The 12,008-nt window shown below is 58.1% G+C and carries 6 protein-coding genes and 2 pseudogenes; 7 read left to right on the top strand and 1 reads right to left on the bottom strand.

What is annotated here, in order from left to right; genetic code table 11:
• Positions 1 to 329: 329 nt before the first annotated feature.
• The 3 genes from NX775_RS08385 to NX775_RS08375 are packed head-to-tail and all read left to right on the top strand — an operon-like array spanning position 330 to position 5,722.
• The gene (locus NX775_RS08385) at positions 330 to 4,922 is read left to right on the top strand and encodes a hemagglutinin repeat-containing protein (RefSeq protein WP_258835585.1); all 4,593 of its coding nucleotides are present in this window, start codon (positions 330 to 332) and stop codon (positions 4,920 to 4,922) included.
• Complete coding sequence (locus NX775_RS08380; protein WP_258835584.1) at positions 4,919 to 5,260, top strand: hypothetical protein; 342 nt, start codon at positions 4,919 to 4,921, stop codon at positions 5,258 to 5,260. Before NX775_RS08385 ends, NX775_RS08380 begins: the two co-directional genes overlap by 4 nt.
• 21 nt (positions 5,261 to 5,281) lie before the next feature.
• Positions 5,282 to 5,722, top strand: coding sequence for a hypothetical protein (locus NX775_RS08375; protein WP_258835583.1), 441 nt, complete (start codon positions 5,282 to 5,284; stop codon positions 5,720 to 5,722).
• Positions 5,723 to 6,272: 550 nt separating this feature from the next.
• Here the strand turns inward: NX775_RS08375 and NX775_RS24055 are convergent.
• A pseudogene (locus tag NX775_RS24055) lies at positions 6,273 to 6,455 on the bottom strand (helix-turn-helix domain-containing protein); the annotation flags it as partial.
• A 54-nt stretch (positions 6,456 to 6,509) separates the two neighbouring features.
• Here NX775_RS24055 and NX775_RS24240 point away from each other — a divergent pair.
• The 4 genes and pseudogenes from NX775_RS24240 to NX775_RS08360 all read left to right on the top strand — a co-directional run.
• Positions 6,510 to 6,724 (top strand): annotated as a pseudogene (locus NX775_RS24240) (IS481 family transposase); the annotation flags it as partial.
• 217 nt (positions 6,725 to 6,941) lie between these two features.
• The gene (locus tag NX775_RS08370) at positions 6,942 to 7,259 is read left to right on the top strand and encodes a hypothetical protein (protein WP_258835582.1); all 318 of its coding nucleotides are present in this window, start codon (positions 6,942 to 6,944) and stop codon (positions 7,257 to 7,259) included.
• A 109-nt stretch (positions 7,260 to 7,368) separates the two neighbouring features.
• Positions 7,369 to 11,301: a hemagglutinin repeat-containing protein gene (locus NX775_RS08365; RefSeq protein ID WP_258835581.1), complete on the top strand. Its 3,933-nt coding sequence runs from the start codon at positions 7,369 to 7,371 to the stop codon at positions 11,299 to 11,301.
• Positions 11,301 to 11,708, top strand: a complete 408-nt coding sequence (locus tag NX775_RS08360) for a hypothetical protein (protein ID WP_258835580.1) — start codon at positions 11,301 to 11,303, stop codon at positions 11,706 to 11,708. The genes NX775_RS08365 and NX775_RS08360 overlap by 1 nt, the downstream gene beginning before the upstream one ends.
• Positions 11,709 to 12,008 lie beyond the last annotated feature (300 nt).

Here is a 12,008-nt window from a genome sequence, read left to right as displayed (position 1 = left end):
CTTGAAGAGCGGCCAGCTACGGATGGGTACATGATCCCACGAGTCTAGACAGCTAGGTCGCCCCCGGCGGCCTGTTCCTGCAGAACCAGAACCCCTCAAGCAACTACCTGTTCGAAACCCGCCCGCAATTCGCCAAACAGGACCAATGGACCAGCAGCGACTTCCTGCTCGACCAGCTCGCCCGCGACCCGGCACTGACGCATAAACGCCTGGGCGACGGCTTCTACGAGCAGCGCCTTGTGGGTGAGCAACTGGCCGGGCTGACCGGCAGCGCACCGAACAAGGGCCTGAGCGACGACACCATCTACAAGAACCTGCTCACGAGCGGCGTGAGCGCCGCGCACGAATTCGGCCTGCGCCCCGGGGTTGCTTTGAGCGCCGAGCAGGTCGCGCGCCTGACGAGCGACATCGTGTGGCTGGTGAGTGAAACCGTGCAACTGCCCGATGGCCGCATCGAAACGGTGCTGGTGCGGAAGGTGTACGTGGCGCATGCCGGCAAGGCAGCGCTCACCCCGGGCGGCGCGCTCGTCACGGGTGACGGCGTGACGATCAACGTCACCGACAGCATCGCCAACATCGGCGGCGTAATCGACGGCGGAAACGGCCGCACGGTGCTGGTGGCGGGACAGGACATCGTCAACCGCGGCGGCAGCATTGCCGGGGCCAGCGTCGCCCTGCAGGCCGGGCGCGACATCAGGAACGAGTCGCTGGTGGTCAAGGACAGCTGGGCCACGCAGCAAAACAGCGGCAGCACGACTGCCTTGTCGAACACGGCCAGCATTGTCACCACGGGCGCCTTGAGCATCGATGCCGGGCGCGACCTGACCGACCTTGCCGGCAAGCTCAGCGCGGGTAGCGCCGTGATCACGGCTGGGAACGACATTCGTTTCGACACGGTCAAGACGGGCAGCACCTACGATTCGCTGATCAGCGGCTACACCGAGAGCAACAGCAGCGTGACGCATCAGCTGAGCCAGGTGAGTACCGGTGGCGACCTGGCGATGAAAGCAGGCGGCAATTTGAACCTGACCGGCACCCAGGTGGCGGTGGGCACGGGAGGCAAGGGCAACGGCGTCATTTCCGCCGGTGGCGCGATCAACATCGCGGCGGTGAAGAATGAGGCCAATTCGTCGGTCATGAACGACGCGTCGAGCAAGGCGTATGACAAGCAGGTGCATCGGAACGAGACGATCGTTGGCGCTGGCGTGGCCGCTGCCGGCGACCTGACAGTGCGGGCCGGTATTGGCGGCAGCGCCGACCTGAACGTGACGGGCAGCACGCTGGCAGGAGGGGACAACGTGGCCCTGTCGTCGACCAACAACGTCAACATCGCGAGCACGACCGAAAACCACTTGTCGGATGTGGCAACCCACCGCGAATCGAGCAGCACCTTCAAGAAAAGCAGTGCCACGAAGGCCGACTACAGCGCCACGACACAAGCCATCGGTAGCAGCATCAGCGGAAATAACGTGAGCATCGCGGCGAAGAACGACATCACCGTGGGCGCAAGCGAACTGGCCGCGACCGATGCGCTGGCACTGGGTGCGAGCCGCGATTTGATTGTCACCACGGCAGCGACGACCAACACCGAGCGCCATACGCTGGAAGAAAAGAAAAGCGGCTTTTCGGTCAGCGCGGTCGGCATCGGCTACAGCAAGGGGCAAGAGCAGCGGGCCAGCAGCAGCGAGTCGGTCACGCAGGTGGGCAGCGTGCTGACCGGCGCGAACGTGACGACGTCCAGCGGACGCGATACCGTCATTCAGGGCAGCACCGTCGTGGCCGACGACGACATCGCCATCAGCGCCGGGCGCAATCTGGCCATTGTCAGTGCCCAGAACAGCGTGAGCGAAGACTCGGCCAGCAGCAGCAAGCAGTCCGGCATGATCGGCAGCTTCTTCCAGCCATCGATCGGCACCGTCAAGAACAAGCAGGACGGCACGCGCGAGGCCGTCACGCAGTCGGGCAGCCAGCTCGCCAGCCTGGACGGCAACGTCACGCTCACGGCCGACAACACCTACACGCAGACGGCGAGCGAGGTGCTGACGCAGAGCGGCGATATCGCCATCGGCGCTGCGAACGTGCTGATCACTGCGGCGCAGGACACTACCCGGGGCAGCGACCATTCCAGCTACAGCAAGACCGCCATCGGCGGTACGGTGAGCGCGCCGCTGCTTGAGGCGGTGCGCACTGTGGCAAGCATGACCGAGGCGGCCAAGGACACGGGCAACGCGCGCCTGACCGCGCTGGCGGCGATCAACGCTGCCTCGGCGATCAGCGAGATGCCGACCTCGGTCGATGCCATCCAGAAGGCCGGCATCCGCGTCAGCATCGGCCTGAGCAACACGAAAAGCGAAAGCACGACCAACTCGGCCAGCAGCACCGCCGTGGGCTCGACGATCAAGGCCGGCGGCAACGTGGCGATCATCGCTACAGGCGCGGGCCAGGCCAGTAACCTGACCGCCATCGGCAGCCAGATCACTGGCGGCGACAGCGTCACCCTGGCGGCCGACAACAAGGTCAACCTGGTGGCGGCGGAAAGCACGGCAAGCCAGCACAGCACGAACAAGTCGAGCGGCAGCAGCATTGGTGTGGGCTTTGGCATTGGCGGCACCTCCAACGGTTTCACGATCGACCTGGCCGTGAACAAGGCGCGCGGCAATGCAGACGGCGAGGACGTGACCTACACGAATACCCACGTCAATGGCGGCCAGAACGTGACGGTCATCAGTGGCGGCGACACCACGCTCAAAGGCGGTGTGATCACCGGCAAGAACGTGATTGCCGATATCGGTGGCGACCTGAACATCGAAAGCCTGCAGGATCGCAGCACGTTCGAGAGCAAGCAAAAGAGTGCGGGTTTGAATGCCAGCCTGTGCCTTCCACCATTCTGCTACGGCGCCAGCACGGCCGGCGGCAACTTCGCCAAGTCGGCTGTCAACGGCGACTTCCTGTCGTTGCAGGAGCAAAGCGGCATCAAGGCCGGCGACGGGGGCTTCCAGGTATCGGTGGGCGGCAACACCGATCTCAAAGGCAGCGTGCTCGGCAGTAGCCAGGCGGCGATCGACGAGGGCAAGAATCTGCTGTTGACCGGCAGTTTGAGCGCATCGGACCTGATCAACAAGGACGAGCACAGCGCCAGTGGTTTTTCGCTATCTGGTTCGGTCAGCGGCATACTGGGAGACCAGTCGGGCAGGCCGGGGAATCTGACTGAGGCGCAGAACGACGCGACCCAGCAAGCTGGCAAGCCGACGGCAAGCGGTGGCATCGGTTCTGTCAGCGGTAGCCAGAGCAGTGTCACCCAGAGCGGCATCAGCGGTGGCGTTGTTGTGATCACCGATCAGGACAAGCAGCTGGCGACGGGCAAGAGTGCCCAGACGGTGCTGGCCGGACTGGATCGTGAGGTGACGTCGGCATCGTCCCAGAGCGCGGGTGCGTTGGCCAAGGACTGGGATGCGCAGCAGTTGCAGAAGGATGTCGATGCGCAGGTGGCGATCACCGAGAAGTTCAGCAAGATTGCGCCGAAAGAGATTGCGGATTTTTCGAACAAGAAAGCGGCTGAACTAGAAGCACAAGGAGCGAGCGCGGACGAGATCGCAAAGTGGAAAGAAGGCGGTGTTTACCGAACCGCGCTGCATGCGGTCAGCGGTGGTTTGACTGGCGGCTTGGGCGGTGCGCTTGGCGCAGGCGTTGTCGCCGGGTCTGCCGAAGTGCTGGAGACGCTGCAAAAGAATGTGGAAATGGCGCTGCTAGAGCAGGGTGTCGGTCTTGAAGCGGCCAGGGCGATGGCGCAGTCGCTGGCGCAGGCCACGGCGATTGGTGTGGGTGCCGCGGTCGGTGGGGAGGCGGGTGCGGCGACCGGGTTGGCGACGGATACGAATAATCGGCAGTTGCACCAGAAGGAACAGACGCGCATCGAAAAACTGGCTGGTGGCAATCCGAAGAAGGAAGCGCGTCTTAATGCAGCAGCATGTGCGCTTGTGAAGTGTTATGCCGAGTTCGCAGAAGATAGTCCAGAATATCGCAGCCTCAAACAAGTGGCCGCACTAGGCGCGAGCGACACCTATGCGGTGGAGCGCATGCAGCTATCAAACCAGTCTGGCATCTTCGGTTACAGTACGGACGGCGTAATTAATGACGCAAATCGGGATGCGCTCAAGGCATTGAACAACACTTACCAGGTTGTTACGCGGGGTGGCGGCGCCGGGCAGATGCTATTTGGTGCGGTAGGCTTGGGAGGCATTTTAGCGACGGCGCCAGCATCTTGTGCTACCGGAATTGGGTGCTATGCAAGCGGTATGGGTGCGGTACTCGCGGCGGATCAGGTTTCTACTGGAGCCAAACAGCTTGTGTACGGGCGACCTCAGGAGACGTATCTCAGCCAGAGTCTACAGACGCTCGGGATGTCGCCAGAGGCTGCTGGCTGGATGGAGGCGGCGCTGGGGACGGGATCGGTTGCGAAGGCGGCTTCGGTTGCGAACAAAGCTATTGGGCAGAATGGATTTGTAAAAGTGGTTGGGGCAAATAGCTCAGGGTCAAATATTGTTTACCGTGCGCTTACGCCTGCTGATGCGGCTTCGATTGAAGCTGGTACTGGCCTTGCCGCAAAAGCACAAAATGGAACATGGACAGCGGCCGAACATGTAGCGAATGCGGGCCCTGGCGCTGGTGGCGCGGCAGCCAATAGTCCTTGGATATCTACGACTCGATTGCTTGATGTTGCTAAAGGATACGAAGGCGGGAATGGCATAGTTGGCATTGATCTGAGCAAGGTCGGATCGTTCCAGGCTGAGGTTTGGCAGACTGCGCCGAGGGTGAACGGAGTTGCGGGTCTTCCTTACCACCGGTCAATTTGGGCACAGGAAGTGACAATTTTCCAAGAAATACCGCAGAGCGCAATTATTAAGGTCCCCGGAAAAAAATGAGTGATTTAGATTCGGCTCAAGAGAGCTTTAAGGAGAAGGTCGGTGACTTTCTCCTGTCAGTCCAGACGATGAAGACTATTGATTCTCAGGCGTTTCAGGAGGTGGATGCGCAAGCGAGACTATTGGCTCGCATCCTTAAAGATAGAGAATTAATTTCGAAATCGTTGCTTAACGCATTGCATACAGCAGCGAGGATACTGCGCGCGGAAGCACCATACGTCAAAGACCAGTCCGCCATGCTTGTCAAGATGGCGGAGCAGCTTGAATTGACCTTTGACCTCATTCTTCGGGGCGAATGCCATAGCGATAGAGTCCCTGGTGTGCCCCGGGTAATTTAGAAAAAATCATAGAGTGATCGAATGGAAAAGTCAGAAAACAGCAGAAATTTCGTTGAGTCCCAACACGTGCCGGAACGGATTGAAGTATCAGGGTTCGAGGCCGCGGATGATAGTGTTCACATGCTTGAATGGATGAGAAAAGGCAGGGACTTCCGCCAGTTCGTTGTCAATGATATTGAAACCGAGCTGTACGCACAGGATGCAAATTCGCAGCTCCTGTCCGTAAACTGTAAAGCAAAGCCAAACTTTGAAACAAAAGTGAAAACGGATCAACACGAAAAAAATGGCGTGGTAACTCAGTTTCTTGCGGCATTCCCTGTGTCTTTGCGTGTTCGGTCGTCTAACGGCGCCGTATGGAGATTAGAGGTTGAGCACGGCTATCAAGCAACCAATCTTGACGTACCTGACGAGTTTCAGCTTAGGCTGAACTTCACGATTGTTGGCCATCAAATTGAAGCGTGATCTTGAGAGCTGTGCGGAAACTGGATCAGTGACGGCAAGCGTATACGAACGGAGCTGTATAGCAAGTTGGCCGCGTCAGCGCCAGGTGATTTCGGCTGTAACTTGCTCGTATCCCGTTCGTATCCCGTTTGTGTCTGGCCGTAGCCTGCTCGTATCCTAGTCGTATCCCATTCGGACTGCGGAAAAAGCCGCCCTGGTACGGCAGCCGCAGCAAGAAGCTGTAATGGGCAGGGTGCGCGGGGAGTCCCCGCCACCCCTGCCGATCCCTCACACATCACGCAACCCTTCGGGGTGGCGCAAAGCCCGCCGTTGCGGGCTTTGCGCGTTCAACGCTACCGCATTCTACGTTTAACGCTTGGCGCGGAAATCGGCCGTCGCGCCCGCCGTTGAAGGCGGTCCGTGTTAAACGCGGTCTGCCGCTGCCATGTCTTTTAAATAAAAAAACCGTCCCCAACCCGCTGCTGTTCGCGCGGGTTCCGGGTACGGCTTCTTTTTTAGCTGCTAAGAAAGAGCGCTAAGCGTTGGCCTGGGCCAGCACCGTTTCCCTCTCTTAGCTGCTCAGGCTGTCAACCATCTTGCGCGTCTGGTACTTCATGATCATGCCATCAAGCAGCGCCTTGATGATGCGGCGCTCATCGTCGGGCATATTGCTGACCGCCTAGAACTGCAACACCAAATCGTCAGACGGTCCGCGCTCGCTTTCATCGAACACCAGCACATCGAGGCTGACGTGCGGATTGAGGGTCTGCGGGTTGAGGGTCAGGTCTGACATCGAATGTCAGACTCCAACGATGTGCAAGGCCGGTCCCATCGTGCGCATAAGCTGAATACCACGCTGAGCGCAGCCTATGAGGCAGTGGACTTGTCACTGCGTCAGTCGCTGTACTTGCCTCTTGACGATCTGCTGTATATCATCCGGCAGTACATAATGCAAAAGTTTCCCGTCCTCGCCTTGCTCGATTACTCAAACGTGAAGGCATTTCCCGCTTGGAATATATTATCTTGATCCTGAGGCGACTTTTAATGGTAAAAATCCAATTGCAGGTGGAACTATGTCGCAAGAAAATTCTATCTTTGTTGAAAGATTAAAAGTAATTTTTGGAGATAATGCAGAGCACAATTGCTATTGTGCAGCAGTCGAGGAATGTAGAATGTATTGGGGTGGTCAGATTAGTTTGCCGGTTAAGACAAATGGCTTGGAAAATAATCTAGGAAATAAATGATGAATAAAAATATAGCTTTTGTGTTTTCAATCTTTGCGCTGATCAATGGGTGTGTCAAGCCTTTTCAACCTCCACCAATCTCATATACAACCTGGGCCATGGGCGGCGTGTCTAAGGATGAGGTTATCAAAAATATGGTCAATTGTGGATACCCGAATGCAGCCGGTTTCGAGGGGGTGAGGAACGTTAGTGCAGAGACAGCGGCGGCTGCAGAGCAGTGTATGTTTAAAGCCGGATTTAAGAAGAAAAACGGTTACGGAGGAATTTGCTCGCAAAAATATTCTGTTAGCATATTAGCTTGCAATAAAACTTGACTGTTACAACTGACTGCAGGACCTGCTTTCTTGCATAAATCTGATTTTGCAGTAGCAGATTGGGCATGGAACGTCTTCGTTTCGCAAATATTTCCATTGTGAAATCATATTGACCGCTGCGGTCAAGAACGAGGCCAATTCATCGGTCATAAGCGACGCGTCGAGCAAGACGCATGACAAGCAAGTGCACCGGAACGAAACCGTGGTTGGCGCCGGCGTGGCCGCTGCCGGCGACCTGACCGTGCGGGCAGGCGTTGGCGGCAGCGCTGACCTGAACGTGACGGGCAGCACGCTGGCAGGCGGGGGCAACGTGGCCCTGTCGTCGACCAACAACGTCAACATCGCGAGCACGACCGAAAGCCACTTGTCGGATGTGGCAACCCATCGCGAGTCGAGCAGCACCTTCAAGAAAAGCAGTTCCACAAAGGCCGACTACAGCGCCACGACGCAGACCATCGGCAGCAGCATCAGCGGCAATAACTTGAGCATCGCGGCGAAGAACGACATCACCGTGGGCGCGAGCGAACTGACCGCGACCGATGCGCTGGTACTGGGTGCGGGCCGCGATTTGATTGTCACGACGGCAGCGACAACCAGCACCGAGCGTCATACGCTGGAAGAAAAGAAAAGCGGCTTTTCGGTCAGTGCCGGCGGCATCGGCTACAGCAAGGGGCAAGAGCAGCGGGCCAGCGGCAGCGAGTCGGTCACGCAGGTGGGCAGCGTGCTGACCGGCGCGAATGTGACGACGGCCAGCGGACGCGACACCGTCATTCAGGGCAGCACCGTCGTGGCCGACGACGACATCGCCATCAGCGCCGGGCGCAATCTGGCCATTGTCAGTGCCCAGAACAGCGCGAGCGAAGACTCGGCCAGCAGCAAGCAGTCCGGCATGATCGGCAGCTTCTTCCAGTCATCGATCGGCACCGTCAAGAACAAGCAGGATGGCACGCGCGAGGCCGTCACGCAGTCGGGCAGCCAGCTCGCCAGCCTGGACGGCAACGTCACGCTCACGGCCGGCAACACCTACACGCAGACGGCGAGCGACGTGCTGACGCAGAGCGGCGATATCGCCATCGGCGCTGCGAACGTGCTGATCACTGCGGCGCAGGACACTACCCGGGGCAGCGACCATTCCAGCTACAGCAAGACCGCCATCGGCGGTACGGTGAGCGCGCCGCTACTTGAGGCGGTGCGCACTGTGGCGAGCATGGCCGAGGCGGCCAAGGACACAGGCAACACGCGCCTGAAAGCGCTGGCGGCGATCAACGCTGCCTCCGCGATCAACGAGATGCCGACCTCGGTCGATGCCATCCAGAAGGCCGGCATCCGCGTCAGCATCGGCCTGAGCAACACGAAAAGCGAAAGCACGACCAACTCGGCCAGCAGCATCGCCGTGGGCTCGACGATCAAGGCCGGCGGCAACGTGGCGATCATCGCCACGGGCGCGCGCCAGGCCAGCAACCTGAGCGCCATCGGCAGCCAGATCACCGGCGGCGACAGCGTCACCCTGGCGGCCGACAACAAGGTCAACCTGGTGGCGGCGGAAAGCACGGCAAGCCAGCACAGCACGAACAAGTCGAGCGGCAGCAGCATTGGTGTGGGCTTCGGCATTGGCGGCGCCTCCAACGGTTTCACGATCGACCTGGCCGTGAACAAGGCGCGCGGCAATGCAGACGGCGAGGACGTGACCTACACGAATACCCACGTCAATGGCGGCCAGAACGTGACGGTCATCAGTGGCGGCGACACCACGCTCAAAGGCGGTGTGATCACCGGCAAGAACGTGATTGCCGACATCGGTGGCGACCTGAACATCGAAAGCCTGCAGGACCGCAGCACGTTCGAGAGCAAGCAAGAGAGTGCGGGTTTGAATGCCAGCCTGTGCCTTCCACCATTCTGCTACGGCGCCAGCACGGCCGGCGGCAACTTCGCCAAGTCGGCTGTCAACGGCGCCTTCCTGTCGGTGCAGGAGCAAAGCGGCATCAAGGCCGGCGACGGGGGCTTCCAGGTATCGGTCGGTGGCAATACCGATCTCAAAGGCGGCGTGCTCGGCAGTAGCCAGGCGGCGATCTACCAGGGCAAGAATCTGCTGTTGACCGGCAGTTTGAGCGCATCGGACCTGATCAACAAGGACGAGCACAGCGCCAGTGGCTTCTCGCTGTCCGGTTCGGTCAGCGGCCTGCTGGGAGACCAGTCGGGCAGGCCGGGGAATCTGACTGAGGCGCAGAAAGACGCGGCCCAGCAAGCTGGCAAGCCGACGGCAAGCGGCGGCATCGGTTCTGTCAGCGGTAGCCAGGACAGTGTCACCCATAGCGGCATCAGTGGCGGTGTTGTTGTGATCGCCGATCAGGACAAGCAGCTGGTGACGGGCAAGAGTGCACAGGCGGTGCTGGCCGGACTGGATCGTGAGGTGACGTCGGCATCGTCTCAGAGCGCAGGTGCGTTGGCCAAGGATTGGGATGCGCAGCAGTTGCAGAAGGATGTCGATGCGCAGGTGGCGATCACGGAGAAATTCAGCAAGATTGCGCCGAAAGAGATTGCCGATTTTTCGAACAAGAAAGCGGCTGAACTAGAAGCACAAGGAGCGAGCCCGGACGAGATCGCGAAGTGGAAAGAAGGCGGTATTTACCGGACTGCGCTGCATGGGGTCAGCGGTGGTTTGACTGGCGGATTGGGCGGTGCGCTTGGCGCAGGCGTTGTCGCCGGGTCTGCCGAAGCGCTGGAGACACTGCAAAAGAATGTTGAAATGGCGCTGCTAGAGCAAGGTGTCGGTCTTGAAGCTGCGAGGGCGATGGCGCAGTCGCTGGCGCAGGCCACGGCGATTGGTCTGGGTGCTGCGGTCGGTGGTGAGGCAGGTGCGGCGACCGGGTTGGCGACCGATACGAATAATCGGCAGTTGCACCAGAAGGAACAGACGCGCATCGAAAAACTGGCTGGTGGCGATCCGAAGAAGGAAGCGCGTCTTACTGCAGCAGCATGTGCGCTCGTGAAGTGTTATGCCGAGTTCGCAGAAGATAGTCCAGAATACCGCAGCCTCAAACAAGTGGCCGCCCTGGGCGCGAGCGACACCTATGCGGTGGAGCGCATGCAGCTATCAAACCAGGCTGGCATCTTCGGTTACAGTACGGACGGCGTAATTAATGACGCAAATCGGGATGCGCTCAAGGCATTGAACAACACTTACCAGGTTGTTACGCGGGGTGTCGGCGCCGGGCAGATGCTATTTGGTGCGGTAGGCTTGGGAGGCATTTTAGCGACGGTGCCAGCATCTTGTGCTACCGGAATTGGGTGCTATGCAAGCGGTATGGGTGCGGTACTCGCGGCGGATCAGGTTTCTACCGGAGCCAAACAGCTTGTGTACGGGCGACCTCAGGAGACGTATCTCAGCCAGAGTCTACAGACGCTCGGGATGTCGCCAGAGGCTGCTGGCTGGATGGAGGCGGCGCTGGGGATGGGGTCGGTTGCGAAGGCGGCTTCGGTTGCGAACAAAGCTATTGGGCAGAATGGATTTGTAAAAGTCGTTGGGGCAAATAGCACGATACGCGAAACGGTTCTTGCCAACAGCGAAGCAAGCCGTGTCGGAAATGCGTCCAGCAATTTTGGCACTTTCGCTGGACGGGAAGGGTTGGTTAACGAAGCGCTAGCCGCTAAGCAATCCCCGTGGCCTCTCGGATACACGCCATCCGCAAGGCCAATGGCGGCGGGAGAACAATTCAACATGGTAATTGATGCGAACCAAGCTCAAGGCTTGCGAGGACCGGGCGGATTCGGGACTTTCTCAGACATTCCAAATCAGTCCTTTGCACGGGATACGCTTGCGATAACAGAGCAATTCAAGAGTGACATATCCTTCCTCCAGCGCTACGAGGTTGTTCAACCGTTTAAGGCGCTCGAAGGACCGATTGGCCCTCAAATTGACCAAGTCACTGGCCGTCTTCTCGGAGGCAGTAAAACGACTTGGCAACTTGATCTCCAATTACCCTGGAATCAAAGAATGCAGTATTTGAAACCTATTGGCACACCAGTGCCGCTAAGAAAATAATGGAAAATATTATGTCGACTGGCCCACATACTTTGAAAATTAATTGGTCCATTTGGGATCGAAATCCCACTGTTTCTTGGATTTGTGACGGGATTTTGGCAAGTGTCACAATGAAATTACCTCCAGTTGCGGTTTCTCACCTTCAGAGCCGTGAACTGATTGCGGTAGTCGGAGATTTTGACGAATTTGGTTCAGCGAATCTTCTCTTGTATTCGTACGACGGCACACATCAACAGACGATTGCAGCACCCACTTTGGGGAAAAATGCGCAATTTGGCGAAGTTCTGGAGAATAATAGAGATATAGAGGCTACTTTAGGGTTTCAAATTGATGCAGTGTGGAAAGAAGAGACCGGTCACCTAAATCTTGATGATGGCACAGTAATTAATCTTCATCGGAGCTACTGAGGAAGGTATTTGAGCGCCACCGATTAGGGCAAATAACGTTGCGGAGCAAGCGGCCATTCGTGAACGAGTTCTTGGAAATATTTCTGAGAGCCAAGCAGCCCGTTCTTCGTTTGGGTTATATATTCACATTGCCAGTAGCACTCGGTGTCAGGTCTGAAATTTGGACACGAATTCTTGTGTAATCCAACTCATTCGTTATTTCGGTTGTATCTCCAAGAAAATTTGCCTTTTGAAATTGCCCTTATCTAAAATTAAAATCAGGTCAGGATACCAAGTCTGAATCAGGACGCGTGACTTTGA

Source organism: Massilia aurea, assembly GCF_024753205.1.
GTDB lineage: Bacteria > Pseudomonadota > Gammaproteobacteria > Burkholderiales > Burkholderiaceae_D > Telluria > Telluria aurea.
Note: the sequence above shows the minus strand (reverse complement) of the source record. Positions and strands in the feature narration are given on the sequence as shown.

Coding starts and splice junctions, on each gene's coding strand:
- NX775_RS08380 (WP_258835584.1), top strand. CDS start 4,919: ATGAGTGATTTAGATTCGGCTCAAGAGAGCTTTAAGGAGAAGGTCGGT.
- NX775_RS08360 (WP_258835580.1), top strand. CDS start 11,301: ATGGAAAATATTATGTCGACTGGCCCACATACTTTGAAAATTAATTGG.
- NX775_RS08375 (WP_258835583.1), top strand. CDS start 5,282: ATGGAAAAGTCAGAAAACAGCAGAAATTTCGTTGAGTCCCAACACGTG.
- NX775_RS08370 (WP_258835582.1), top strand. CDS start 6,942: ATGATGAATAAAAATATAGCTTTTGTGTTTTCAATCTTTGCGCTGATC.